The organism is Novosphingobium soli (genome assembly GCF_042432915.1).
GTDB classification, from domain to species: Bacteria; Pseudomonadota; Alphaproteobacteria; order Sphingomonadales; family Sphingomonadaceae; genus Novosphingobium; species Novosphingobium soli.
This window is the reverse complement of record NZ_JBHLWK010000015.1, coordinates 285,258-310,199: the sequence shown is the minus strand read 5'-3', so window position 1 is coordinate 310,199 and position 24,942 is coordinate 285,258. Positions and strand designations below refer to the sequence as shown.

Annotated in this window: 18 protein-coding genes and 2 pseudogenes; 11 read left to right on the top strand and 9 right to left on the bottom strand. The window is 69.1% G+C overall.

The window, feature by feature from the left end; all coding sequences use genetic code 11:
• Positions 1-96: 96 nt before the first annotated feature.
• Positions 97-1,122, bottom strand: coding sequence for an aspartate-semialdehyde dehydrogenase (locus tag ACFFJC_RS13670; RefSeq protein ID WP_379488033.1), 1,026 nt, complete (start codon positions 1,120-1,122; stop codon positions 97-99).
• Positions 1,123-1,378: 256 nt separating this feature from the next.
• Positions 1,379-2,713, bottom strand: a complete 1,335-nt coding sequence (locus ACFFJC_RS13665) for a glutamate--tRNA ligase (protein WP_379488032.1) — start codon at positions 2,711-2,713, stop codon at positions 1,379-1,381.
• Positions 2,714-2,860: 147 nt separating this feature from the next.
• On the opposite strand from ACFFJC_RS13665, the gene ACFFJC_RS13660 reads away from it, so the two are divergent.
• Positions 2,861-5,017 (top strand): TonB-dependent siderophore receptor, encoded by a 2,157-nt coding sequence (locus ACFFJC_RS13660; RefSeq protein WP_379488031.1) that lies wholly within the window; start codon positions 2,861-2,863, stop codon positions 5,015-5,017.
• A 30-nt stretch (positions 5,018-5,047) separates the two neighbouring features.
• Here the strand turns inward: ACFFJC_RS13660 and ACFFJC_RS13655 are convergent, their stop codons facing one another.
• On the bottom strand, positions 5,048-6,703 hold the full coding sequence (locus ACFFJC_RS13655) for an NAD+ synthase (protein WP_379488030.1): 1,656 nt from the start codon (positions 6,701-6,703) through the stop codon (positions 5,048-5,050).
• A 264-nt stretch (positions 6,704-6,967) separates the two neighbouring features.
• Entirely contained in the window at positions 6,968-7,138 is a 171-nt protein-coding gene (locus tag ACFFJC_RS13650; RefSeq protein WP_379488029.1) for a hypothetical protein, read from the bottom strand.
• A gap of 168 nt (positions 7,139-7,306) precedes the next feature.
• Here ACFFJC_RS13650 and ACFFJC_RS13645 point away from each other — a divergent pair, with 168 nt between their 5' ends.
• The 5 genes from ACFFJC_RS13645 to metH all read left to right on the top strand — a co-directional run bounded on the left by ACFFJC_RS13645 (position 7,307) and on the right by metH (position 13,613).
• On the top strand, positions 7,307-8,317 hold the full coding sequence (locus ACFFJC_RS13645; RefSeq protein ID WP_379488028.1) for an ArsR/SmtB family transcription factor: 1,011 nt from the start codon (positions 7,307-7,309) through the stop codon (positions 8,315-8,317).
• Positions 8,314-9,219, top strand: coding sequence for a methylenetetrahydrofolate reductase [NAD(P)H] (gene metF, locus ACFFJC_RS13640; protein WP_379488027.1), 906 nt, complete (start codon positions 8,314-8,316; stop codon positions 9,217-9,219). The genes ACFFJC_RS13645 and metF overlap by 4 nt, the downstream gene beginning before the upstream one ends.
• The gene (locus ACFFJC_RS13635) at positions 9,216-10,277 is read left to right on the top strand and encodes a homocysteine S-methyltransferase family protein (RefSeq protein WP_379488026.1); all 1,062 of its coding nucleotides are present in this window, start codon (positions 9,216-9,218) and stop codon (positions 10,275-10,277) included. Before metF ends, ACFFJC_RS13635 begins: the two co-directional genes overlap by 4 nt.
• Positions 10,277-10,810: a GNAT family N-acetyltransferase gene (locus ACFFJC_RS13630; protein WP_379488025.1), complete on the top strand. Its 534-nt coding sequence runs from the start codon at positions 10,277-10,279 to the stop codon at positions 10,808-10,810. Before ACFFJC_RS13635 ends, ACFFJC_RS13630 begins: the two co-directional genes overlap by 1 nt.
• Positions 10,811-10,955: 145 nt before the next feature.
• Complete coding sequence (gene metH, locus ACFFJC_RS13625) at positions 10,956-13,613, top strand: methionine synthase (RefSeq protein ID WP_379488024.1); 2,658 nt, start codon at positions 10,956-10,958, stop codon at positions 13,611-13,613.
• On the opposite strand, the gene ACFFJC_RS13620 is transcribed toward metH, so the two are convergent.
• Positions 13,593-13,895, bottom strand: a complete 303-nt coding sequence (locus ACFFJC_RS13620; RefSeq protein ID WP_379488023.1) for a hypothetical protein — start codon at positions 13,893-13,895, stop codon at positions 13,593-13,595. The two genes, metH and ACFFJC_RS13620, sit on opposite strands and share 21 nt — an antisense overlap.
• Before the next feature lie 187 nt (positions 13,896-14,082).
• On the opposite strand from ACFFJC_RS13620, the gene ACFFJC_RS13615 reads away from it, so the two are divergent.
• The 3 genes and pseudogenes from ACFFJC_RS13615 to ACFFJC_RS13605 form a co-directional block, all read left to right on the top strand.
• Positions 14,083-14,679 carry an NUDIX hydrolase gene (locus tag ACFFJC_RS13615; protein ID WP_379488022.1) on the top strand — a complete coding sequence of 199 codons (597 nt, stop codon included), beginning with the start codon at positions 14,083-14,085 and terminating at the stop codon, positions 14,677-14,679.
• A gap of 134 nt (positions 14,680-14,813) precedes the next feature.
• A pseudogene (locus tag ACFFJC_RS13610) lies at positions 14,814-15,640 on the top strand (RecQ family ATP-dependent DNA helicase); the annotation flags it as partial.
• A gap of 2 nt (positions 15,641-15,642) precedes the next feature.
• A pseudogene (locus tag ACFFJC_RS13605) lies at positions 15,643-16,980 on the top strand (RecQ family ATP-dependent DNA helicase); the annotation flags it as partial.
• A gap of 319 nt (positions 16,981-17,299) precedes the next feature.
• Here ACFFJC_RS13605 and ACFFJC_RS13600 read toward each other — a convergent pair.
• From ACFFJC_RS13600 to ACFFJC_RS13590, 3 genes are all read right to left on the bottom strand, one after another.
• Positions 17,300-17,740 carry a hypothetical protein gene (locus ACFFJC_RS13600; RefSeq protein WP_379488021.1) on the bottom strand — a complete coding sequence of 147 codons (441 nt, stop codon included), beginning with the start codon at positions 17,738-17,740 and terminating at the stop codon, positions 17,300-17,302.
• A gap of 358 nt (positions 17,741-18,098) precedes the next feature.
• Complete coding sequence (locus ACFFJC_RS13595; protein WP_379488020.1) at positions 18,099-18,383, bottom strand: hypothetical protein; 285 nt, start codon at positions 18,381-18,383, stop codon at positions 18,099-18,101.
• An 86-nt stretch (positions 18,384-18,469) separates the two neighbouring features.
• The gene (locus ACFFJC_RS13590) at positions 18,470-19,888 is read right to left on the bottom strand and encodes a L,D-transpeptidase family protein (protein ID WP_379488019.1); all 1,419 of its coding nucleotides are present in this window, start codon (positions 19,886-19,888) and stop codon (positions 18,470-18,472) included.
• 176 nt (positions 19,889-20,064) lie between these two features.
• Here ACFFJC_RS13590 and ACFFJC_RS13585 point away from each other — a divergent pair, with 176 nt between their 5' ends.
• Both ACFFJC_RS13585 and acnA read left to right on the top strand, forming a co-directional pair.
• The gene (locus tag ACFFJC_RS13585) at positions 20,065-20,940 is read left to right on the top strand and encodes a DMT family transporter (RefSeq protein WP_379488041.1); all 876 of its coding nucleotides are present in this window, start codon (positions 20,065-20,067) and stop codon (positions 20,938-20,940) included.
• 152 nt (positions 20,941-21,092) lie between these two features.
• Positions 21,093-23,765: an aconitate hydratase AcnA gene (gene acnA / locus ACFFJC_RS13580; protein WP_379488018.1), complete on the top strand. Its 2,673-nt coding sequence runs from the start codon at positions 21,093-21,095 to the stop codon at positions 23,763-23,765.
• A 194-nt stretch (positions 23,766-23,959) separates the two neighbouring features.
• Here the strand turns inward: acnA and ACFFJC_RS13575 are convergent, their stop codons facing one another.
• On the bottom strand, positions 23,960-24,826 hold the full coding sequence (locus ACFFJC_RS13575) for a PEP-CTERM sorting domain-containing protein (protein ID WP_379488017.1): 867 nt from the start codon (positions 24,824-24,826) through the stop codon (positions 23,960-23,962).
• Positions 24,827-24,942: the final 116 nt, after the last annotated feature.

Here is a 24,942-nt window from a genome sequence, read left to right as displayed (position 1 = left end):
CACAACACGCAAGCTTATTGAGTACCAACCCTAGGCGGCAGCCCCTCCGGGCCGCACAGCGGGTGGTGGAAGGGGGGCGGTCTGCCCCCCTTCTGCTCAGCCCAGCAGGGCCTCGGCGATCTGCACCGCGTTGAGCGCGGCGCCCTTGCGCAAGTTGTCGCTCGCCACGAAGAGCACCAGGCCGTTGTCCGTGCTCGTGTCGCGGCGCACGCGGCCCACGAAGACCGGGTCCTGGCCGGTCGCTTCCAGCGGGTTGGGCACTTCGCTCACCACCACGCCCGGTGCCGATCCCAGCAGCTCGAGCGCGCGCTCGGGGCTCAGCGGCCGGTCGAACTCGGCATGGATCGACAGCGAATGCCCGGTGAAGACCGGCACGCGCACGCAGGTGGCGGCCACTCGCAGGTCCGGGATCGCCAGGATCTTGCGGCTCTCGTCGCGCAGCTTGATCTCCTCCTCGGTATAGCCGTCCTCGGCATAGACGTAGTTCAGCGGCACCACGTTGTGCGCCATCGGCACCGCCCACTTCTCGGCCCCCGGCAGCAGGTCGTGCCCGCCGGTGGCGAGTTCGCGCGCCTTGTCGCCGACGTGGGCCAGCTGGCGGGCGAGCACGTCGATCCCTTCGAGGCCGCCGCCCGAGACCGCCTGGTAGGTCGAGACGACGAGGCGCGTGAGGCCCGCCTCCTCGTGCAGGGGGCGCAGCACCGGCATCGCCGCCATCGTCGTGCAGTTGGGATTGGCGATGATGCCCTTGGGCAGGTCGGCGAGCGCCTGCGGGTTCACCTCGGCGACGACGAGCGGCACCTGCGGGTCCGAGCGCCAGGCCGAGCTGTTGTCGATCACGATCGCGCCCGCGGCCGCGACCTTGGGGGCCAGCGCCTTGGAGGTGGAGCCGCCGGCCGAGAACAGCACCACGTCGAGCCCGGCGTAGTCGGCCGTCGCCGCATCCTCGACGACGATGCCGTCGACGGTCTTGCCGGCGGAGCGCGCCGAGGCGAACAGGCGCAGGCTGGCGAGGGGAAAGTTCCGCTCGGCAAGGATCTCGCGGATCATCGTGCCGACGAGCCCGGTCGCGCCGACGACGCCGACGTTGAGCTGCTGACCGGGGGCGAACTTGTGAACCATGACTAGGCGTCTCCTACTGAGAAGTGGAGCAGCGCGAGGGTCCGTGTCTTGCGATGTGAAGAAGCCCCGCCTGCCGTGTGCGGGGTCGATGTCCGGGTGGGCTAGATCACGCGCACCACCGACACCGACCGCGCCATGGCAGTCGGTTTCGGAGTGGTAATAATGATCAGCTTGGCGAACATCCGGGCGCCACTAGCGGGAAGCGGCGCGCGTGTAAACAGGCTTAATGTTGCGCTGTCGCGGCGCTATCGCGGTGCTAATCGGCCGCTGCGCGCAGCCGCGCGAGCGCGGCATCCCGCCCGATCAGCAGGAGCAGCGCGGCCATGTCGGGGCCATGGTCCATCCCCGTCAGTGCCTGCCGCAGCGGCAGGAACAGCGCCTTGCCCTTGCGCCCGGTCTCGTCCTTCAGCGAGGCGGTGAGCGCCTTCCACGGGCCCTCGCCCCATTCCAGCCGCTCCAGCACCTCGGCGGCACGGCGGCAGTAGGCGCGCTCCTCCTGCGCCAGTTCGGGAGCGGCGACGGGTCCCGTCACGACCCGCCACCAGTCCTGCGCCTCGGCGACACGCGAGAGGTTAGGCCGCACCGCCTCCCAGGCCGAGGCGTCCATCCCCGCGGGGAGGCGCGCCGCCACGGCGTCGAAGGGCAGGGCATGGACGATGGCGGCGTTCACCCGCTCCAGTTCGGCCTCGTCGAAGCGCGCGGGCGCCCGACCGAAGCGCGCCAGGTCGAAATCGGCGGCGAGCGCCTCCAGGTCCAGGCCGGGATCGACCGGGTCGCTGGTCCCCAGCCGGCCGAGCAGCGCGACGAGCGCCTGCGGCTCGATGCCGGCCTCGCGGAAGTGCGCCGCCCCCAGCGAGCCGAGCCGCTTAGACAGCTTGCCCTCGCTGCCGACCAGCAGCGCCTCGTGGGCAAAGCCCGGAACCGCGGCACCGAGGGCCGTGAACATCTGCACTTGCGCAGCCGTGTTCGACACGTGGTCCTCGCCGCGCAGGATCCGGGTCACGCCCATGGCAATGTCGTCGATCACCGAGGGCAGCATGTAGAGCCACGATCCGTCCGCCCGGCGCACGACGGGGTCGCTCATCTGCGCGGGGTCGAACGCCTGCGGCCCGCGCACCCCGTCGTGCCAGGCGATCGGCTCCTCATGGTCGAGCAGGAACCGCCAGTGCGGCAGGTCGCCCGCCGCGATGCGGGCCTCCTTCTCCTCGGCAGCGAGCTTCAGGGCGGCGCGGTCGTAGATCGGCGGCAACCCGCGCCCCAGGAGCACCTTGCGCTTGAGCTCGAGCTCTTGGGGGGTTTCCCAGCACGGATAGACACGCCCCGCCGCCCGGAGCCGGTCGAACCCCTCTTCGTAGATCGCGGAGCGCGCGGACTGCCGCTCCTCGCCATCGGGCTGGAGACCCAGCCAGGCCAGGTCCTCCCGGATCGCGGCAACGAACTCCTCGCGTGAGCGTGCCGCGTCGGTGTCATCGATGCGCAGCAGGAAGCGCCCGCCCTCGCGCTTGGCCAGCAGCCAGTTGTGCAGCGCCGTGCGCAGGTTGCCGACGTGGAGATGCCCGGTGGGCGAAGGAGCGAAGCGGGTGACGGTCATGCGCCGCGATTAGGCCGGGGCCTGCGCAAGGTCAAAACCGGACTGCACGAAGTGGCGACACGGGCGTCGAGACATCCCTGTTGCGATTGACTCGCATTACCATCATGCCTAGAGCGCAATCGTCCAGAAACAATCGGGGGATCCTTGATGCGCCTGTCTCGCCACGCGCTGCTTGCCGGTACGCTGCTCGCCTTTCCGTGCTTCCACGCGGCGGCTCATGCCCAGGCCGCCGAGGGCACGGTGGAGCCGGATGGGACGATCATCGTCACCACCGCCGCCGAGCAGCCGTCCAGCTCCGCCACGGCGTTGTCGCTGTCCATCAAGGAAACGCCGCAGTCGGTCACGATCATCGATCGCAAGCGCATCCAGGACTTCGCGCTGACCAACGTCAACGACCTGCTGGAGCAGGTGGTGGGCCTCAATGTCGAGCGGGTGGAGACCGACCGCACCTACTTCAGCTCGCGCGGGTTCGACGTCTCCAACTTCCAGGTGGACGGCATCGGCCTGCCGCTGGCCTGGGGCATCCAGTTCGGTGATCTCGACACCGCGCTGTACGAGAACGTCGAGGTGGTGCGCGGCGCCAACGCGATCATGACCGGGATCGGCAACCCGTCCGCCACCGTGAACTACGTGCGCAAGCGGCCGGGAGACGATCTCAAGGTCTTCGCCTCCGGACAGGTCGGCACCCGGGACTACTGGCGCTTCGAAGGCGACGCCAACGTGCCGCTGACCGACACCTTGGCGGTCCGCGCGATCTACGCCCACGAGGACCGCGACGGGCACCTCGACTACAACCACGTCAACCGCGACGTCTACGGCGCCATCCTGCGTTGGCAGGCCACCCCGGACCTGCGCGCGACGTTGGGCTACACCCGCCAGGAGAACGATGCGGACGGCGTGCTGTGGGGCGCCATCCCGCTCGTCTACACCGACGGCACGCGCATCGACCTGCCGCGCTCGGCGACGACCTCCGCGGATTGGACCTACTGGGACACCAAGGACCAGAGCGCCTTCGGCGAACTCGTCTACGACTTCGGCGACGACTGGTCGCTCACCGGGATTTTCACGTATCGCCGCTTCGAGGAGGAATCGAAGCTGCTCTACGCCTACGGCTACCCGGACCGCGAGACCGGAGAGGGCGTCTTCGGCATGAGCGGCATCTACCCCTCGGACTACAAGCAGTACCTGGGCGACGTGTACCTGTCGGGCCCGTTCCAGCTGTTCGGACGCGCGCACAAGCTGGCGCTGGGGGTCTCCGTGTCGAAGTCGGATGCGATCGAGCTGGAGGATTTCTCCGCAGACACGATCGTCTATCCGGCCCCTTCCGAATGGGGCGAAACCGATATCCCGGAGCCGAGCTACCCCGGTTCGTACCTGGCGGCAGACTATTCGGACCGGCTGACCCGCGTCTACGGCGCGGCGCACCTCAACCTGGCCGATCAGCTCAAGGCCGTGGTCGGCGCCAGCGCCATGTGGATCAAGTCGACCGGCTTCTCCTACGGCACCAGCCAGGCGCGCAAGGACAGCAAGGTCAGCCCCTATGTCGGCCTGGTCTACGACCTCACGCCCGCTGTCTCTTTCTACGCAAGCTACACCGACATCTACAATCCGCAGGTCGAGGTCGCCATCGACAACCGCCGGCTCGACCCGGCCAAGGGCACCAGCCTGGAAGCCGGCGTCAAGAGCACCTGGTTCGACGGCCGGCTCTACGCCACCGCGGCGGTGTTCAAGGCCAAGCAGAAGGGCCTCGCGAACTTCGCCGGCAGCTTCGACGAGAACGGCTGCGCCCCCGGCGAAAGCGGGGACGCATGCCAGGGCAAGCCGTTCGACAGCTACTACGATGCCACCGACACCACCTCGACCGGCTTCGAGATCGAGCTGGCCGGCAACGTCACCGAGAACTGGAGCCTGAGCGGCGGCTTCACCTTCCTCGACATCGAGGACGACGAGGGTGCGGACACCCGCACCTGGATCCCGACGAGATCCCTCAAGCTGGCGACGACCTATGCGGTGCCGGAGTTGAACGACCTCACGCTGGGAGCACAGCTGCGCTGGCAGAACGGCACCGACACGCTGCTCACCGACGTCGCCGGCTATGGCCTTGTCGAAGGCGACGTGGTGCTGCGGCAGAAGGACTACGCCATCCTCGACCTCATGGCGGGCATCCGCGTGATCGACAGCCTGCGCGCCAGCCTCAACCTGCGCAACGTGACCGGCACGAAGTATCTCAACAGCCTCAAGTGGGGCCAGGCCTACTACGGCGCCCCTCGCAGCGCCGTGGTGACGCTGAGCTTCGCCTACTGAGCCGCGCCTGCCCCGCGCACCCTTTCGCGATCACCCGCTCCGGAAGGCGTGGGTGATCGGGTAGCGCCGGTCGCGGCCGAAGTTGCGCGCGGTGAGCTTGACGCCCGGGGGCGCCTGGCGGCGCTTGTACTCGGCGCGGTGGAGAAGGCGCTCCACCCCCTGCACGGTCGCCCGGTCGAAGCCTTCGGCGGCGAGCTGCTCCACGCTCTTGTCGTGCTCGACCAGGCCGATCAGGATCGGATCGAGGATCTCGTAAGGCGGCAGGCTGTCGGTGTCGCGCTGCGCATCGCGCAGTTCGGCGCTGGGTTCGCGGACCAGGGTGCTATCGGGCATCACCGGTCCCTGCGGGCCGAGCCCCACCCGCGGCCGGTGGCCGTTGCGCCAGCGGGCGATCGCGCACACGGTGGTCTTGTAGGCGTCCTTGAGCGGATTGTACCCACCCGACATGTCGCCGTAGAGGGTGGCGTAACCCACGCTCATCTCGCTCTTGTTGGCGGTGGTCACGAGCATCGGCCCGAACTTGTTCGACAGCGCCATCAGCGCCATCCCGCGCACGCGCGACTGCAGGTTCTCCTCCGCGACGTCGCGCGCCGTACCTTCCAGCGCCTCGCCCAGCATCGCGTCCATGCCGTCCACTCCCGGACCGATCGGCATCTCGGAGTAGCGGATGCCCAGCATGCGCGCGCAATCGGCCGCGTCGGCGCGGCTCTGCGCGCTGGTGAAGCGCGAGGGCATCATCACCGCCCAGACCCGTTCCGCCCCCAGGGCATCCACCGCGATCGCGGCGCAGGTGGCAGAATCAAGGCCACCCGACAGCCCCAGCACGACGCCGGGAAAGCCGTTGCGCTCGACGTAGTCACGCAGGGCCACCACCATGGCGCAGTAGATGTCCTCGGGATGGACCGCGAGCGGCTCGACCTGCCCGCGGTCGCAGCGCCAGCCCTGCGCGGTCTTGGTCCACCGCGTCTCGACGACCTGCGCGTCCCAGTCGCGCAGCTGCACCGCCAGCGCACCGTCGCCGTTGACCACGAAGCTGGCCCCGTCGAAGACCAGCTCGTCCTGCCCGCCGACGCGGTTGAGGTAAGCCAGCGGCAGCGCGGTATCCACGGCGCGGCGCTTGGCCACGCCTTCGATGCGCAGCGCATCCTTGTTGATCTCGTAGGGACTGCCGTTGACGCACACGAACATCTCGGCGCCGAACGCCGCCAGATGGCGGCAAACCTCGGGTCGCCAGATGTCCTCGCAGATCGGCACGCCGATCATCGTCCCGCGCACGACCACGGGTTCGGGCAGCGGCCCGGGCTGGAACAGCCGCATTTCGTCGAACGTGCCATAGTTGGGCAGCTCGTGCTTGAGGCGCACGGCCGCGACCCGCCCCTGGTCCAGCAGGGCCACCCCGTTGTGCAGGGCGCCATCGCGCACGAAGGCCGAACCGACCAGCATCGCCGGGCCATCGTCCGCGGTCGCCTCGGCCAGGACCTGCAGCTGCGCCGCCGCCCGCTCGATCAGCGAGGGCTTGAGGATCAGGTCCTCGGGCGGGTAGCCGATCAGGTGGAGTTCGGGAAAGACGATGAGATCGCTGCCCGGTGCCTTCTCCCGCGCCGCGAGCACGTCCCGGGCGTTGCCGGGGATGTCCCCCACCGACTGGTTGAGCTGCGCGAGCGTGATCTTCAGCGTGTCGGGCATGGCCCGGTTGATGCCCGGCGCCCGGGGCCAGTGCAAACGAAAACCCGCCTGTTTCCAGACGGGTGAGGGGCGTGCCGGGACGCCGGTGCGGACCGCTGGTGCGGCCGGTGGTATGGGCCGACGGCGGATACAAAAAACCCTCCCGCCGGGGAGGGCTTTATGTCCGTCGTGCAGCCGCCTTCCCGGTAGGTCCCGACGGGTGCCGGGCCAGGAAGCGGCGGGGGCCGGCGTGTCGCGAGGACGGCGCCAGCCCCGCTCGCCGGATTACATCGCCTCGGACGGAGCCTCGGTCGGCAGGTCGGTGGCGTCACCGGTCATCAGCTCTTCCGGAGTGGTCTCGACCGACTCGGTCTCCGTGGGAGCGGGCTCGCTGCCGCAAGCAGCGAGCGACAGAGCGGCGACCGACGCGAACGCGGCGAAAGCAATCTTCTTCATGCGAATCCCCTTGCATTGTTTGGCCCATAGGCCAACGCTTGCAGGCAAGCCTGCGGTGCCAATCTTTAGACGAGACAATGGTGCAACGCAAATAGGAATGCAAAGGGCTAAAATCCGCTGATTTCCTCGGGCTTGCGCACATATAAAGATATCTTTATATGATTGGCGATGCGGATCGACCCCCTCCTCAGAGCTCTTTCGGAGCCGACGCGGCTGCGCATCATGCGCCTGCTCGCGCACATGGAGCTTGCGGTGGGCGAACTCGCGCAAGTGCTGGGGCAAAGCCAGCCGCGCGTCTCGCGCCACACCCGGATCCTGTGCGACGCCGGCCTGGCCGAGCGCCGCAAGGAAGGCAGCTGGGTGTTCCTGCGCAGCGCCGTCAGCGAGGAGCACCCGATCGCCGGCCAGTCGCCGCTCGGCCGCGCGGCCGCGCACCTGCTCGCCGTGGCCGAGCGCGACGATGCGCAGTTCGCCGGGCGCTGTGCCGAGGATCGCAGGCACCTGGCGGCGATCCGCGCCGGGCGCGAGGCGAGCGCGCAGGCCTACTTCGCGCGCCATGCGGCCGAATGGGACACCCTGCGCCGGCTCCACGGCGCCGACGAGCCGGTCGAGGCGGCGCTCCTTGCCGCGCTGGAGCCCGAGCCGATCGGCGCGCTGCTGGACGTCGGCACCGGCACCGGACGCATGGCGCAGCTCCTCTCCGCCCGCGCCGGGCGCGTGACAGCGCTGGACAAGAGCCCGGAGATGCTGCGCATCGCCCGGGCCCGCCTGCAGGAGCTGCCGGCAGACAAGGTGGACCTGGTGCAGGGCGATTTCACCACCCTCCCCTTCGCCGCCGATGCCTTCGACACCGTGCTGTTCCACCAGGTGCTGCACTATGCGCAGGACCCCGGCGCGGTGCTGGCCGAGGCCGCGCGCGTGCTGCGGCGCGGCGGACGCATCGCCGTGGTCGATCTCGCCGCCCACGAGCGCGAGGAGCTGCGCGAGCGCCACGCCCACGCGCGCCTGGGCTTCTCCGACGAACAGATGCGCGCCCACCTGGCCGCCGCCGGCCTCGAACCCGCGCCGCCGGTCGCGTTGGCGGGGGATCCCCTGACCGTTAAGATCTGGACTGCACGGCGCGATGGTGTAACCGCGCCCACCGCTGCAGCCGCACAAGACCGAGAGACCACCCGATGACCGCTGCCTCACGCCCGGCCGAAACCCCGCTCTTCGCAGGGGCTGCCGGCGACATCTCCGTCTCCTTCGAATTCTTCCCGCCCAAGACGGAGAAGATGGAGGAGCAGCTGTGGGACGCGATCACCCAGCTGGCGCCGCTCGACCCGAGCTTCGTCTCGGTGACCTATGGCGCCGGCGGCTCCACGCGCGAGCGCACCCATGCCACCGTGTCGCGGATCGTGCGCGAGACCGCGCTGGTTCCCGCCGCGCACCTCACGTGCGTGGCCGCGAGCAAGGACGAGATCGGGGAGGTGGTCGACCAGTACTGGGACGCGGGCGTGCGCCACATCGTCGCGCTGCGCGGCGATCCGCCGCCCACCGATGGCGGCCGCTTCGTGCCGCACCCGGAAGGCTACGCCAGCGCCGCCGAACTGGTCGAAGGACTGCGCAAGCGCCACGACTTCGAGATCTCGGTCGCGGCCTATCCCGAAGTCCACCCCGAGGCGGTCAGCGCCGAGGTGGACCTCGACAATCTCAAGCGCAAGATCGACGCCGGCGCCACGCGGGCGATCACGCAGTTCTTCTTCTCGACCGACGCCTACTTCCGCTTCCTCGACAAGGCGCTGGCGGCGGGCATCACCGCGCCGATCCTGCCCGGCATCATGCCCGTGACGAGCTTCTCCGCGATCCGCCGCATGTCCGGGAACACCGAGATCCCGGGCTGGCTGGAGACGATGTTCGAGGGGCTCGACGAGCGCCCCGGCCCGCGCGCCCTCGTCGCCGCGGTCGCCGCCGCGGACTTGTGCAAGCGCCTCTATGAAGGCGGCGTGCGCGACTTCCACTTCTATACCCTCAACCGCGCCGAGCAGGCTTACGCGATCTGCCAGCTGCTCGGACTGCGCCCCAAGGAGCTCGTCGGATGAGCGTTCGTGACACCTTCCTCGCCGAGGCGGCCAAGCGCATCCTCATCACCGACGGCGCGTTCGGCACCGAGATCCAGAACTGGAAGCTCTCGGAAGCCGACTATGCCGGCACTCTGGGGCTCGGGCACGACCAGAAGGGCAACAACGACATCCTCGCGCTGACCAAGCCCGAGGTGCCCGAGGCGATCCACCGCGCGTACTTCGAGGCGGGTGCCGACATCGCCGAGACCAACACGTTCTCGGCTAACCGCATCAGCCAGGCCGATTACGGCGCCGAGCATCTGGTGCGCGAGATCAACGTGGAATCGGCGAAGCTGGCGCGCAAGCTGGCCGACGAATACCAGGCCCGGGACGGCCGACCCCGCTTCGTCGCCGGCGCCATCGGCCCGACGAACAAGACGCTCTCGCTCAGCCCCGACGTCAACGATCCGGGCTATCGCGAGATCGACTGGGACACGCTGGTGGACGTCTACAAGGAACAGGCCGCTGCCCTGGTCGAAGGCGGCGCGGACTTCATCCTGATCGAGACGGTGTTCGACACCCTGAACGCCAAGGCCGGTATCATGGCGGTGCGCCAGCTGGAGCAGGAGTTGGGCCGCCCCGGTACTCCCAGGGAAGTGCCGATCATGCTGTCGATGACGCTGACCGACCTGTCGGGCCGCAACCTCTCGGGCCATACGGTCGAGGCGTTCTGGCATGCGGTGCGGCACGCGAAGCCGGTGACCATCGGCCTCAACTGCTCGTTCGGGGCGACGCAGCTGCGCCCGCACGTCAAGACGCTGTCGGAGATCGCCGACACCCTCATCATGATCTACCCCAACGCCGGGCTCCCCAACGAACTGGGCGCCTACGACGAGATGCCCGACACGACGGCGGGCTTCGTGGGTGAATGGGCGGTCGCGGGCCAGGTCAATGTTCTGGGCGGCTGCTGCGGCTCCACCCCGGCGCACATCAAGGCCATCGCCGACAAGGTGGCGGGCATGGCGCCGCGCGCGCTTCCAGAGCTGGAGCCGGTGACGCGGCTCGCCGGGCTCGAGCCCTTCACCATGGTGGCCTGATGGATTCGCTTCCCATCTGGCGCCTCCGCCCGGCCGGCGCGGAGGATGCCGAGGCGCTGGCGCTGGTGGGCGCGGCGACCTTCCTCGAAAGCTTCGCCGGCATGATCGATGGTGCGGGCCTCGTCGCGCACTGCGCGCGGCAGCACTCGGCGGACACCTACCGCGCCTACCTCGCCGCTGGCGCGAAGGCGTGGCTGGCGGAGATCGAGCCGGGCGGCGCGCCCATCGGCTATGCCCTGATGTGCGCGCCCGAGATCGAGCATGCACGCGAGGGCGACGTGGAGCTGAAGCGCATCTATCTCCTCTCGCGCTTCCAGGGCTCGACGATTGCCAGCGCGCTGATGCAGGCGGTCGTCCACGCGGCGAAAGGGGCGCAGCGCCTGCTGCTGGGGGTCAAGGACGACAATCACCGCGCGCTGTCCTTCTATGCCAAGCACGGTTTCGAGACGGTGGGCACCCGCCGCTTCGATGTCGGCGGCAAGGCCTACGACGACTTCGTGCTGGCGCGGAAACTCGCAGACCCGCCGGTGTGAGCCCTCTCGCCCTCCAACCCGCTCCGGCCGAGCCTGTCGAAGCCCCCGAGACGCGGCGCCAGGCTTCCATCCTTCGACACGCTCAGGATGAGCGGGCTTGGTCGAAGGCATCTGCTGCAAACCTGTTGATTCAACGAGAACACCCATGACCTCGACTGCCCCTGCATCCTCCGGCTCCCGCTTCGTCAACATCGGCGAGCGCACCAACGTCACCGGCTCGGCCAGGTTCAAGAAGCTCGTCATGGCGGGCGACTACCCGGCCGCCGTCGAGGTCGCGCGCCAGCAGGTGGAGAACGGCGCCCAGGTCATCGACGTCAACATGGACGAGGGCCTGCTCGACGCGGTGGAGGCGATGACCACCTACCTGAAGCTGCTCGCCGCCGAGCCCGACATCGCACGCGTGCCGGTGATGGTGGACAGCTCCAAGTGGGAGGTGATCGAGGCGGGCCTGAAGTGCGTCTCGGGCAAGCCGATCGTCAACTCGATCTCGATGAAGGAAGGCGTCGACCAGTTCCTGGAGCATGCGCGCAAGTGCATGGACTATGGCGCGGCGGTGGTCGTCATGGCCTTCGACGAGACCGGGCAGGCCGACACCAAGGCGCGCAAGATCGAGATCTGCACGCGCGCCTACGCGCTGCTCACCGGCATCGGCTTCCCGCCCGAGGACATCATCTTCGACCCGAACGTCTTCGCCGTCGCGACCGGCATCGAGGAGCACGACCGCTACGGGCTCGACTTCATCGAGGCGGTGGCGGAGATCCGTCAGCGCTGCCCGCACGTCCACTTCTCGGGCGGCCTCTCCAACCTCTCGTTCAGCTTCCGCGGCAACGAGACGGTGCGCCGGGCCATGCACTCGGTCTTCCTCTACCACGCGATCCCCGCCGGGCTCGACATGGCGATCGTGAACGCCGGCCAGCTTGACGTCTACGACCAGATCGACCCCGCGCTGCGCGAGGCCTGCGAGGACGTCATCATGATGCGCCGCCCGGGCGTGGGCGAGGACGGCAAGACCTCGACCGAGCGGCTCATCGAGCTTGCCGAGAGCTACAAGGGCAAGGACAAGGCCGAAGAGAAGGCGGCCGAGGAATGGCGCGGCTGGGACGTGGTCAAGCGGCTGGAGCATGCGCTGGTCAAGGGCATAGACGCCTACGTGGTCGACGATACCGAGGAAGCCCGCGCCGAGATCGCGGCGCGCGGCGGCAGGCCCATCGAGGTGATCGAGGGGCCGCTGATGGGCGGCATGAACGTGGTCGGCGACCTGTTCGGATCGGGCAAGATGTTCCTGCCGCAGGTGGTCAAGTCCGCGCGCGTCATGAAGAAGGCGGTCGCCCACCTCATCCCCTTCATCGAGGCGGAGAAGCAGCCCGGCGCCAAGGCCAAGGGCCGCATCGTCATGGCGACCGTCAAGGGCGACGTCCACGACATCGGCAAGAACATCGTCGGCGTCGTGCTCCAGTGCAACGGCTACGAGGTGATCGACCTCGGCGTCATGGTGCCCTGGACGAAGATCCTCGACGCCGCCAACGAGAACGAGGCGGACATCATCGGCCTGTCCGGGCTCATCACCCCCTCGCTCGACGAGATGGTGACCGTGGCCGAGGAGATGCAGCGGGCCGAGATGACCATCCCGCTGCTGATCGGCGGCGCCACGACCTCCAAGGTCCATACCGCGCTGCGCATCGACCCGGCCTACAAGGGCCCGGTGGTCCACGTGCTCGACGCCAGCCGCGCGGTCGGCGTGGCTTCGCAGCTGCTTTCCGATACGCAGGCGGACCCCTTCGTGACCGCGGTCGCGAGCGAGTACGAGAAAGTGCGCGTGGCGCGCGAAGGCAAGGGGCAGAGCGACCTGCTGCCGCTGGCCGAGGCGCGCGCCAACGCCTTCCCGGCGGACTTCGCGCAGAAGCCGGCCGCGCCGGTCTCGCCCGGGCTCCACGTGTTCGAGGAGTGGGACCTCGCCGACCTTGCCGCGACGATCGACTGGACGCCCTTCTTCCGCGCCTGGGAACTCGCCGGCACCTATCCCGCGATCCTCAAGGACGAGGTGGTGGGCGAGAGCGCGACCAACCTCTTCGCCGATGCGCAGGCGATGCTGGCCCGGATCATCGACGAGAAGTGGCTGACCGCAAAGGGCGTCTGCGCCTTCTGGCCCGCCCACCGCGACGGCGACGACGTGATCGTCACCCCATCCGCCACGACGGCGGGAGGAGAGGACGTTCGCATCCCGATGCTGCGGCAGCAGGTGAAGAAGTCGCGCGGGCGCGCCAACTTCTGCCTGGCCGACTTCATCGACACCCAGGACGACTGGCTCGGCGGCTTCGCAGTCGCGATCCACGGCATCGAGCCGCACCTCGAACGCTTCCAGGCCGCGCACGACGACTATTCGGACATCCTGCTCAAAGCGCTGGCGGACCGCTTCGCCGAGGCCTTCGCCGAGCGCATGCACCAGCATGTGCGCACCACGCTGTGGGGCTATGCGCCGGACGAGCAGTTCACCAACGAGGCGCTGATCCGCGAGGAATATCGCGGCATCCGTCCCGCTCCCGGCTACCCCGCTTGCCCCGACCACTCGCTCAAGCCGATCCTGTTCGACCTGCTGAAGGCCTCGGACAATGCCGGAATCGTGCTGACCGAGAGCCAGGCGATGCTGCCGACCGCGGCGGTCTCCGGCTTCTACTTCGCGCATCCGGAAGCGGCCTACTTCGGCGTCGCTCGCATCGGCCGCGACCAGCTGGAGGACTACGCCGCCCGGCGCGGGGTGGACCTGTCCACCGTCGAGCGCTGGCTACGCCCCAACCTCGACTGACGCCGCGACGCGCAGGGCGGCCGCCTGTGCGGCGCGCCAGCGCGCGCGGCGGCGCAAGTAGGCGTCGCGCACGCCGGCGCCCACCGTTTGCGTGAGCACGCCGAGCGCGGCGTCGAAGCCGTGCTGCGCCAGCGCGGTCAGGACGGGGGCGTCGTCCTGTGCGTGCTCGCGCGCCAGCATCGCGAGGACCAGCGCCTGCTCGGCGTACTCCGCCGCGCTCGGCGCCGCGCTGAACCCGGCCGGGCGAGGCTCGCCATGCTCCGCGCAGGCGTCCGGCATCATGCAACCCATCGTATGTCTGCTTCCGCGGCTTCGAGTGGCTCCCACCCGGCGCGAAGACTTCTTCGTGGGTGGCAGCGCCCGATAGCGCCCGGTCTGCCAAGCTTCGCTTTAAGAGCGGCTACGCGCCTTTCCGCAGCCGCGCACTTCGCGCTTGCAGCAGGGGGCGGCGGCGATCAGGATCGGTGCCATGACCGCAGCGCGCATTATCGGCCGGACCCTCCTTTACGACGGGTGGTACAAGTTGTCCCGGCTCGCGGTGGAACTGCCCGACGGCACGGTGGTGGAGCGCCATCTGCTCGACAACGGCTCGGCCGCCGCGGTGCTGCCCTATGACCCGGAGCGGCGGGTCTGCATGCTCATAGAGCAGCCGCGCGCGCCGGTCGTCGCGGCGGGGGAGCCACCCTTGCTGGAGGTGATCGCCGGCAACCTCGAAGGCGCAAAGCCCGAAGCGCGGATCGTGGAGGAGGCCTGGGAGGAAGGCGGCCTGCGCATCGCAGCGCTCGAGCCGGTCGCCAACGTCTGGTCGCTGTCCCCGGTCTCCACCGAGCGGATCCAGCTCTACCTCGCACCCTACGCCCACGCCGACCGCGCCGGCAGCGGCGGCGGGGCCGAGGACGAGCACGAGGCGATCACGGTGCGCGAGCTGGGGCTGGACGAACTCAAGGCGCTGGCGCTGTCCGGCGCGCTCACCGACGCCAAGACGCTGCTGCTGGCGCAGGCGCTGCTGCTGAAGCATCCGGAGCTGTGGCCGCGCGCAGGCGATCGGTCGCCCATGGCGCCATAAGTGGAGGATAGCGCCCTTCCCGGCGTTTCCACCCTCGGCCCGGTTCTGCCATAGAGGCCCGCGTGAACGACGACGACTGGCCTTACGAGACGACCTTCTACGGTGATCCCGATCCGGGCTACGACCCGCTGGAGGTGGACTACGCCCCCTCGCCGCCGCCCGGGCCCGAGGCCGTCTCGCGCGCCCTGCACGAAGTGTTCGGCTTCTCCGGCTTTCGCGGCGTGCAGGACCAGGTGGTCGACCGCGTCCTCCACGGCCGGTCCACCCTGGCGGTGATGCCCACCGGGGCCGGCAAGTCGCTGACCTACCAGCTGCCCGCGGTGCTGCTGGAGGGCACCTGCGTCGTCGTCTCGCCGCTCATCGCGCTGATGCACGACCAGCTGCGCTCGGCCCGCGCCAACGGCATCCGCGCCGCCACGCTGACCAGCGCCGACAACGACCGCGGCCAGACGCTCGACGCCTTCCGCGCCGGCCAGCTGGACCTGCTCTACGTCGCGCCCGAACGCGCCAGCCAACCGTACTTCCGTGACCTGCTCACCGCTGCGCGGGTCGGCCTCTTCGCGATCGACGAGGCGCACTGCGTTTCCGAGTGGGGCCACGACTTCAGGCCCGACTACCGCCTGCTGCGCCCGCTGCTCGACGCTTTCCCGCAAGTGCCGCGCCTGGCGCTGACGGCGACGGCGGACCACCACACCCGCAGCGACATCCTCGCCCAGCTCGGCATCCCGGACGAAGGGCTGATCGTCGCCGGGTTCGACCGGCCGAACATCCGCTACGCGATCCGCCCGCGCGAGAACGCGGGCCGAACATCCGCTACGCGATCCGCCCGCGCGAGAACGCGCTGCGCCAGATCAAGGCCATCGTCGAGGAGAACCCCGGGCCCGGCATCGTCTATGCCCCCACCCGCGCGCGGGTCGAGCAACTGGCCGAAAGCCTCGCCTCCGCCACCGGCCGGCGGGTGCNCACGACTTCAGGCCCGACTACCGCCTGCTGCGCCCGCTGCTCGACGCTTTCCCGCAAGTGCCGCGCCTGGCGCTGACGGCGACGGCGGACCACCACACCCGCAGCGACATCCTCGCCCAGCTCGGCATCCCGGACGAAGGGCTGATCGTCGCCGGGTTCGACCGGCCGAACATCCGCTACGCGATCCGCCCGCGCGAGAACGCGCTGCGCCAGATCAAGGCCATCGTCGAGGAGAACCCCGGGCCCGGCATCGTCTATGCCCCCACCCGCGCGCGGGTCGAGCAACTGGCCGAAAGCCTCGCCTCCGCCACCGGCCGGCGGGTGCTGCCCTACCACGCCGGGCTCGACCCTGAGGTGCGCGCGCGCAACCAGGCCGCCTTCGTCGCGTCGGAGGACATGGTGATGGTGGCGACCGTCGCCTTCGGCATGGGCATCGACAAGCCCGACGTGCGCTTCGTGGCCCATGCCGGCATCCCCAAGTCGATCGAGGCCTATTACCAGGAGACCGGCCGCGCCGGGCGCGACGGCGACCCCTCGGTCGCGGTCATGCTGTGGGGCGCGGACGACTTCGCCCGCGCGCGGCAACGGCTGGGCGAGATCGAGCCGCACCGCCAGCAGAGCGAGCGCCAGCGCCTCGATGCGCTCGCCGGGCTGGTCGAGACGGCCGATTGCCGCCGCGCCGTGCTGCTGCGCCATTTCGGTGAACAGCCGGCGCCCACCTGCGGCAATTGCGACAACTGCCTCGAACCCGTGGGCGTAGTCGACGTCACCGACCTGGCGCGCAAGCTCCTCTCCGCGGTGTACCGCACCGGACAGTCCTATGGCCTGGGGCACCTGGAGAAGGTGCTGTCCGGCCTGGCCGACGACCGCGTGCTCCAGCGCGGGCACGACCAGCTCTCGGTCTTCGGCATCCTGACCGAGGACGAGAAGCCGCTGCTCAAGGCCCTGGCCCGTGCGCTCCAGGCCCGCGGCAGCCTGACCGCGACCGAGCACGGCGGCCTGGCGCTCGGCGGCGATGCCCGGACGATCCTCAAGGGCGAGGCGGCGGTCGCGATCGTGGTGCCGCCCAAGTCCGAACGCAAGCGCCGCTCGCGGGGCGGCGACGGGGGCGCGAACCCGGTGGGCGATCCGCTCTTCGAGGCGCTGCGCGAACTGCGCCGCGAACTGGCGCAGGAGGCCGGGGTGCCCCCCTACGTGGTGTTCCACGATTCGACGCTGCGCGAAATGGCGGCGGCGCGGCCCTCCTCGCTGGCGGAGCTGGGCGGCATCGGCGGCGTGGGCGCGCGCAAGCTCGACGCCTATGGCGACGCCTTCCTGGAGGTCATCCGGCGGTCCTGAGGGCGGAGTAGCGTCACACCGCGGGGCCTTCGACAAGCTCAGGCTGAGCGGGCTGGAGATGTCTGATCGAGCTGGCCAGCTCCTCCCCGCTCCGCAGGAATGGGAGGTGGCAGCCCGTAGGGCTGACGGAGGGGTTCCTTTCCCCTCCACCACCCGCTGCGCGGGCGGTCCCCCTCCCCATCGCTGCGCGACGGGGAGGATCACGCGACGGTCAAAAGGGGGTGTGTTCGGTCATCGCATCCGGCTTCCCTTTGGCGTAGACTGCGAGGCCGCTTTCAGGCGCCTACTGACCACCGCAGACGACCGGGATGGGTGGCTTTCAAACAGTCGGCTTTGGATAGAAGCGATCAAGAAAATGGTCATTCATCCAGTCTTCATATCCGAGGAGTTCGCCTTCCCGCCGTTCGTGGTCGCGTGACCAGCAAAGACTTGATTTGAGTTCGATCATTTCGTCGATCCGCCATTGCTCCCCAGGTAAAGCAAAATAGATATGGTGCAGCGGGTAATTGCGCCCTTCAATGGGCGGTGAAAAATGATCGCGCCGAATGAACCGACCGTCTGCGACATGTCGACAAAATAGTCTCAGATAGCGCTCAACCGATGCGGGAAAATGACCCTTACCATCGACAAAAACTGCTAAGGGCTTCCTTCGAGCGAGCATCAGACCCAACTCTCTATTTGTATGCAGCGTGTAGGGCAAAGTTCTTGCGAGCGGGATTGGCATTCCCCTTGTTATCATGCTTCGGATGCCCATCGCCATGCGCGCTACGGGCGCGTTCTCAAAATGCGCTGAGCGACAACAACGAGGCGTCAGCCGTCGTAGCCATCCTCCCCGGAACGGGGAGGGGGACCACCCGCAGGGTGGTGGAGGGGCACCCTCGGTGTGCGTGCCATCTCGTTGGCCCGCAGCAGAACTTCCTGACGATCACGGTCACGCAAATCGCCCGTGCCCCTCCACCATGCTTCGCATGGTTCCCCTCCCCCAAGGGGGAGAATGGGGCGAAAGCGGACGTTTGCGTCGCGGAGATCCAGCGACTCCCGCTCAGGCTGAGCCTGTCGAAGCCCGGCCGCGGCGTCAGCCCAGGGGCTTCTACCACCTGCGCCGTTCCATCGCCCGGTCAGTCGTTCGCATCTCCGAAGCTGACCGGCACCGCCAGCAGGAACGGCAGTTCCGGCGAGGCGATGCGCGATTCGGCGCCGTTCTCGTGGATCAGCACGACCCGGCCCACGCCCGGTGTCGCCACCACGGCCGACACCGTGTCCACCCAGGCGTGCAGCACCTCGCGGGCGCGGGCGAGCGCCTCGGCCTCGCGCGTGGTGGTGCCGCTGGCTTCGAGTTCGGCCTCGAGGTCGGCGATGCGGGTGGTGGCCTCGTCGATACGGTCGGCGGTCTCGTCGGTCATCGCGCGCTCTCCTTGCCCTGCCGACTTGGGCGCGGACCCGGCGTCCGGCAAGGGAGCGCGCGCTTAGATCGCCGCTGCGTTGGTCGTCACAGCGGATTGTCGAGCTGGATGATCGCCTCTTCGCTGGCGCGCTGGGTCGTCTTGAGCTGGCGCGCCGCCTTGAAGCCGGCCAGCACCGGCGCGTCGCGGCCGTAGATGTCGGCGAAGGGCTGCAGCGTGCCGTCGATCGCGCGCGCGAAGGTGAAGTAGGTGAGGTAGACCGGGAAGGTCCGCGTCATCTCCACCTTCTTGTACTCGCCCGCGCGCGACAGCTCGGCCGCGTCGGGAGCGGACATCTGGGCGCCCAGGATCGCCATCGTCATGCCCAGTTCCACCGCCCGCTCGGTGCGGATGCAGCCGTGGCTGAAGGCGCGCACTTCCTCGTTGAAGTAGGACTTGGCCGGGGTGTCGTGCAGGTAGATGGCATGCGGATTGGGCATGTCGATCTTCATCAGGCCGAGCGCGTTGTTGGGACCGGGCTGCTGGACCACGGTGATCGTCCCGTCGGCGTTCCTGGTGCCCTTGTAGCCGTTGTTCGCCGCCCAGCGCGGATTGTTGAGCACCTTCGCGCCAAGCCCCTCGCCCTTCACGATCGATTGCGGGACGGTCCAGGTGGGGTTGAACACGACCGCGCTCACCGTCTCGGCCAGCTGCGGGGTGGCGGTGCGGCCCGGCTTGCCCACCACGGTCTTGTAGGTGCGCAGGATCTTGTTCTTGACCACCAGCCGCAGCTGGAACTCGGGCACGTTGGTCATCAGGTAGACCGTGCCGAGATCGCGCGCCAGCCACCGCCAGCGGTCCATGTTGGCCTGGATCAGCGCGCGGCGGGCCTTTTCGGCCGTGGGCGTCGCGTTCAGCTCGGCCTTGAGCGCGGCGTAGTCCGGGTTCGTCGGCGCGAGCTTGGCGACGATTCCGGGCACATCATGGGCGGAGAGCGCCTGCGCCATCAGCTCGGACGTGGGCATCAGGTCCTGGTCCGGATCGACCGCGAACCACTGCACCCGCGCGTCCATCGGCGTGCGGCCGTCGCGCAGGTCCTCGATCAGCCAACCGAACACGCGGCTCGCCAGCGCATCGAGCGCATCGCCCTCGCCCGCGGAGATCGCGGCCTTGAGGGCGCTGGGCTGGTAGTCGGCCGGCAGCAGGCCTTCCTTGCCGATGTACTCGATGGTCTTGAGCAGAGCCTGCGCGTCGGACAGCGTCCAGGGCATGACCGGCTCGGCCACGACCACGTCCTGCACCACGGGCTGCGAGACGGTGGGGACGCCGCTGGGAACCGCGGGGGGTACGGCGGTGGGGGGAACCGGAACGGGCGCCGGCGTGCCCTGGGGTGCCTGCGCCGCCGGGGGCAGCAGATCCTCGGGCATCTGGGTCCTGATCTTCTGCGCCTGCGCCGGCTGGATGCCGAGTGCCACAAGCGTCAGCGCCGAAACGACGCCGGGACCGAACCGCATGAAACTTACCATATTGACTTGGAACCTGCCCGACTGAAGACCTGGGGGGATAACGCACGGAGGCGCCCGAAGTCGCCTGTCGCACCGCATCGGTTTGCGCTTTTACGCGCGTCTCTTCAAGGATGCGACCTGTCCGGGCGATGAATTGCTTGCGCACAACCTTGCGCCGGGCGACAGCGCCCTTCGCCATGGCCGCCTCGCCCGATCGCCCGTCCGTCCTCCTGCCGGTCCTCGCCGTCGTCGCGGGGATCGCGGCGTTCAGCGTGATGGACGCGGCCATGAAGGCGGCCTCGCTGGCGCTGGGCGTCGGCACCGCGCTGCTGCTGCGCAACGTCATGGGGACCCTGCTCACGGTGCCGCTCTGGGTCGCCGCGGGCCGGCCGGTCCCCACCCGCCGGATCGCGCTGCTCCACCTCCAGCGCTCGGTGGTGACGGCGGTGATGGCGGCGTTGTTCTTCCACGGGCTGGTGCGCATCCCGATGGCGGAGGGCATGGCGATCTCGTTCTTCGCGCCCATCGTCGCGCTCTACTTCGCGGCGCTGCTGCTGGGCGAGACGATCCGCCCCCGCGCGGTCGTCGCGGCCCTGCTTGGCCTCGCCGGCATGGTCGTGATCGGCGCCGACCGCTTCGGCGCCGGCGCCTACGGGCCCGAGGCGGTCGAGGGCACCGCCGCCATCGTCCTGTCGGCGGTGTTCTACGCGCTCAACCTCGTGCTCCAGCGCAAGCAGGCGCTGCTGGCCGGCCCGGTCGAGATCGCGCTGTTCCAGAACCTCAACGTCGCGCTGCTGTTCCTCGCCTTCGCGCCGCTGTACTGGACCGCGCCCGATGCGACGAGCCTGGCGTGGACGCTGATGGGGGCTTGTCTCGCCACTATTGCGCTGCTGTTCCTCTCCTGGGGCTATGCCCGGGCGGAGGCGCAGGTGCTGGTCCCGGTCGAGTACACCGGCTTTCTCTGGGCCGCCCTGATGGGCTGGCTGGTCTTCGGCGAAGCGCTGGGCCCCGCCGTCGTGGCCGGCGCCGCGCTGATCGTGCTCGGTTGCTGGATCGGCACGCGCAAGCGCTAAATCGGCACCAGACTCTGGTCCCCAACCCCTTGACCTGAAGCCCCCAAGCGCGCATCGGCGGCGCGACGAATCCGCCTGTCGCACTGCAGCACGGTATAGGAGCGCCGCGAGGCAGCCCGCGAGAGGCATCACACGAAGGGGATAAAGCCCAGATGACTCAGGTCGGACAGGACACGCTCGGCACGCGCAGCACCATGACCGTCGGCGGCAAGAACGTCGCCTATTACTCGCTCAAGAAGGCTTCGGAGAAACTGGGCGACATCAGCCGCCTGCCCTTCTCGATGAAGGTCCTCCTCGAGAACCTGCTGCGCTTCGAGGACGCCGGCTTCACCGTCTCGACCGATCACATCCGCGCGATCGTGGACTGGCAGAAGAACCCCGTCACCGGCGACGAGATCCAGTACCGGCCGGCACGCGTGCTGCTGCAGGACTTCACCGGCGTGCCCTGCGTGGTCGACCTGGCCGCGATGCGCGACGCCATCGCCACGCTCGGCGGCGACACCAGCAAGATCAACCCGCTGGTGCCGGTGAACCTGGTCATCGACCACTCGGTCATGGTCGACGAGTTCGGCCACCCCAAGGCGTTCGAAGAGAACGTGGAGATCGAATACCAGCGCAACATGGAGCGCTACGACTTCCTCAAGTGGGGCTCCAAGTCGCTCGCCAACTTCTACGCCGTGCCCCCGGGCACCGGCATCTGCCACCAGGTCAACCTGGAGAACATCGCCAAGTCGGTGTGGACCAGCGAAGACCAGAACGGCGAGCTGGTCGCCTATCCCGACACTTGCGTCGGCACCGATAGCCACACCACCATGGTCAACGGCCTGGGCGTGCTGGGCTGGGGCGTGGGCGGCATCGAGGCGGAAGCCGCGATGCTCGGCCAGCCGGTCTCGATGCTCATCCCCGAGGTCGTCGGCTTCAAGTTCGTGGGCGAACTGAAGGAAGGCGTCACCGCAACCGACCTCGTGCTCACCTGCACCTCGATGCTGCGCAAGCACGGCGTGGTCGGCCGCTTCGTCGAGTACTTCGGCCCCGGCCTGGCCTCGCTCAGCCTCGCCGACCGCGCGACGCTCGCCAACATGGCGCCCGAGTACGGCGCGACCTGCGGCTTCTTCGGCATCGACGACAAGACGCTCGACTACCTGCGCCTCACGGGCCGCGAGGAAGAGCAGATCGCGCTCGTCGAGGCCTACGCCAAGGAGCAGGGCTTCTGGATGGAGCCGGGCGCTGCCGATCCGGTGTTCTCCTCGACCCTCGAGCTCGACCTGTCGACCGTCGTCCCCTCGCTCGCCGGCCCCAAGCGCCCGCAGGACTGGGTCTCGCTGCCCGAGGTCGACGACGTCTTCAACGCCGACATGGCGGCGACCTACAAGAAGGCACCGGCCCGCGTCCCCGTCGAGGGCAAGGACTTCGACATCGGTGACGGCGACGTCATGATCGCGGCCATCACCAGCTGCACCAACACCTCGAACCCGAGCGTGCTGGTCGCCGCCGGCCTGGTCGCCAAGAAGGCGGACGAGCTGGGCCTCAAGCCCAAGCCCTGGGTCAAGACCTCGCTGGCGCCGGGCTCGCAGGTGGTCACCGACTACCTCAACAAGGCCGGCCTGCAGCCGCACCTCGACAACATCGGCTTCAACCTCGTCGGCTACGGCTGCACCACCTGCATCGGCAACTCCGGCCCGCTGGCCGAGCCGATCAGCAAGGCGATCAACGAGAACGGCATCGTCGCCAGCGCCGTGATCTCGGGCAACCGCAACTTCGAGGGCCGCGTCTCGCCCGACGTGCGCGCGAACTTCCTGGCCTCGCCGCCGCTCGTCGTCGCCTACGCGCTCAAGGGCACCGTCGTGGAGGACTTCACCACCACCCCGATCGGCACCAGCACGGCGGGCCAGCCGGTGTTCCTCAAGGACATCTGGCCCACCAACAACGAGGTCGCCGAGACCATGGCGACCTGCATGGACCGCGCCATGTTCCAGGCCCGCTACGCCAACGTCTACGAAGGCGACAAGCACTGGCAGTCGATCAACGTCGTCGGCTCGGAGACGTACCAGTGGCGCGCAGGCTCGACCTACGTCGCCAACCCGCCGTACTTCGAGGGCATGGAGATGACCCCGGCGCCGGTCTCCGACATCGTCGAGGCCAAGCCGCTGCTCATCCTGGGCGATTCGATCACCACCGACCACATCTCGCCGGCCGGCTCGATCAAGGCCGACAGCCCGGCGGGCCAGTGGCTGATGGAGCACCAGGTCGCCAAGGCGGACTTCAACTCCTACGGCTCGCGCCGTGGCCACCACGAAGTGATGATGCGCGGCACCTTCGCCAACATCCGCATCCGCAACGAGATGGTCCCGGGCATCGAGGGCGGCATGAGCCGCTACGGCGAGGAAGTGGGCGCGGTCTACGACGTCGCGCAGAAGCACAAGGCCGACGGGACTCCGATGGTGGTGATCGCCGGCAAGGAATACGGCACCGGTTCCTCGCGTGACTGGGCCGCCAAGGGCACCAACCTGCTCGGCGTGCGCGCCGTGATCGTCGAGAGCTTCGAGCGCATCCACCGCTCGAACCTGGTCGGCATGGGCGTGCTGCCGCTGCAGTTCAAGGACGGCGAGAGCCGCCACACCCTGGCGCTCAACGGCGACTGCAGCTTCACCATCAAGGGCGTTGCCGACCTCAAGCCGCGCCAGGACGTCGAAGTCGAGGTGACCCGCGCCGACGGCACGAAGTTCACCTTCACCGCGCTCTGCCGCATCGATACCGCCAACGAGGTCGAGTACTTCATGAACGGCGGCATCCTCCAGTACGTGCTGCGCAAGCTGGCCGCCTGATCGGCCTCCAGCCTCAGCAGGAGACACGAGGACCCCGTCCGGCAGATGCCGGGCGGGGTTCTTGCATACTGGGGGCAGGGCTTGGCTGCGGGCGGGCGATGGGCCGCGTCGATGGCCCAGGCCTGGGCCGGCTCAGGGCGAGCCGGGTGGAGGCGCAGCACCGACTTTCGCCGGTGCCCGACCTTGCCATTCGCTCAGGCTGAGCGCGCCGAGGCCCCCTCGGCCCGGGCGAAGCGCCTGCGGGCGACGATGGCAGCCGCCGCCGCGCCGAAGAGGATCAGCATCGGCGGCGCCGGCACGTCGGTGCCGCCCGAGGTGGTCGTGGTCGAGCCGCCGGAGGATGTGCTCGTCGAGGTGGAGGTGGAGGACGACGAGGAGGTCGAGGACGAGGTGCTGGTCGACGACGACGTGCTGGTCGACGAGCTGGTGCTGGTCGACACGTTGCCGGACGTGGTCGAGACATCGCCCGAGGTCGTCGAGGTCGAGGAGATGTTCCCCGAGGTCGAGGTGATGTTGCCCGAGCTCGTCGTGGTCGTCGAAACGTTGCCCGAACTCGTGGAGGTGGTGGAGGTGAGGCCCCCTGTGGTCGTGGTGGTCGAGGTCACGGCGCCGCCCGTCGTGGTCCCGCCGGTGGTCGTGGAGGTAACCACGACGTTGCCGCCACCGCCGCCGCCGCCACCACCGAAGAAGCCGCCGAAGAACCCGCCTCCGAAGCCGCCGAGCGGACCGCCGCCGATCACCAGCGGGGCGCCGCCGCCTCCGCTGCCGCCCGCGTAGGCCGGCGCAGGGGGCACGTAGGGCGGCGGCAGCGGCACCATCGCCATCTGCGGCTGGTCGCAGCAGGTGCGCTTGACGATCTTGCGCACGCGCTTGGTGGTCCGGGGCTCTTCGCGACGCACGATGCGCCGGGCAGGCTTGGCCGGGCGCGTCGACCGGGCCGTCTTGGCGACCTTCACCTTGCGATACTCGGTCTTCTGCGCCTGGGTCTCCGCCACGTGGACGGCGCCGCCGCCCACGATCGCGCAGCCCGCCGCGCAGGCAGACAGTTTGGCAAGGGCCATCCGAACCGACATATGCGTGTGCTCTCTCTGCTTCGCTGGGCGTGCCACCGTTCGCGACGAGACCGATGCCCATTCGCGCGAACAACGCAGAGACCGGCTAACGGGACAACCGGGTG

Excerpts from the sequence above, each read along its gene's own strand:
- ACFFJC_RS13615 (WP_379488022.1), top strand. The coding sequence starts at position 14,083 with ATGACCGCAGCGCGCATTATCGGCCGGACCCTCCTTTACGACGGGTGG.
- ACFFJC_RS13645 (WP_379488028.1), top strand. The coding sequence starts at position 7,307 with ATGCGGATCGACCCCCTCCTCAGAGCTCTTTCGGAGCCGACGCGGCTG.
- ACFFJC_RS13620 (WP_379488023.1), bottom strand. The coding sequence starts at position 13,895 with ATGATGCCGGACGCCTGCGCGGAGCATGGCGAGCCTCGCCCGGCCGGG.
- ACFFJC_RS13635 (WP_379488026.1), top strand. The coding sequence starts at position 9,216 with ATGAGCGTTCGTGACACCTTCCTCGCCGAGGCGGCCAAGCGCATCCTC.
- ACFFJC_RS13655 (WP_379488030.1), bottom strand. The coding sequence starts at position 6,703 with ATGCCCGACACGCTGAAGATCACGCTCGCGCAGCTCAACCAGTCGGTG.
- metH (WP_379488024.1), top strand. The coding sequence starts at position 10,956 with ATGACCTCGACTGCCCCTGCATCCTCCGGCTCCCGCTTCGTCAACATC.
- metF (WP_379488027.1), top strand. The coding sequence starts at position 8,314 with ATGACCGCTGCCTCACGCCCGGCCGAAACCCCGCTCTTCGCAGGGGCT.
- ACFFJC_RS13665 (WP_379488032.1), bottom strand. The coding sequence starts at position 2,713 with ATGACCGTCACCCGCTTCGCTCCTTCGCCCACCGGGCATCTCCACGTC.
- ACFFJC_RS13590 (WP_379488019.1), bottom strand. The coding sequence starts at position 19,888 with ATGGTAAGTTTCATGCGGTTCGGTCCCGGCGTCGTTTCGGCGCTGACG.
- ACFFJC_RS13600 (WP_379488021.1), bottom strand. The coding sequence starts at position 17,740 with ATGGCGATGGGCATCCGAAGCATGATAACAAGGGGAATGCCAATCCCG.
- ACFFJC_RS13575 (WP_379488017.1), bottom strand. The coding sequence starts at position 24,826 with ATGGCCCTTGCCAAACTGTCTGCCTGCGCGGCGGGCTGCGCGATCGTG.
- ACFFJC_RS13630 (WP_379488025.1), top strand. The coding sequence starts at position 10,277 with ATGGATTCGCTTCCCATCTGGCGCCTCCGCCCGGCCGGCGCGGAGGAT.
- ACFFJC_RS13585 (WP_379488041.1), top strand. The coding sequence starts at position 20,065 with ATGGCCGCCTCGCCCGATCGCCCGTCCGTCCTCCTGCCGGTCCTCGCC.
- ACFFJC_RS13595 (WP_379488020.1), bottom strand. The coding sequence starts at position 18,383 with ATGACCGACGAGACCGCCGACCGTATCGACGAGGCCACCACCCGCATC.
- ACFFJC_RS13670 (WP_379488033.1), bottom strand. The coding sequence starts at position 1,122 with ATGGTTCACAAGTTCGCCCCCGGTCAGCAGCTCAACGTCGGCGTCGTC.
- acnA (WP_379488018.1), top strand. The coding sequence starts at position 21,093 with ATGACTCAGGTCGGACAGGACACGCTCGGCACGCGCAGCACCATGACC.
- ACFFJC_RS13660 (WP_379488031.1), top strand. The coding sequence starts at position 2,861 with ATGCGCCTGTCTCGCCACGCGCTGCTTGCCGGTACGCTGCTCGCCTTT.
- ACFFJC_RS13650 (WP_379488029.1), bottom strand. The coding sequence starts at position 7,138 with ATGAAGAAGATTGCTTTCGCCGCGTTCGCGTCGGTCGCCGCTCTGTCG.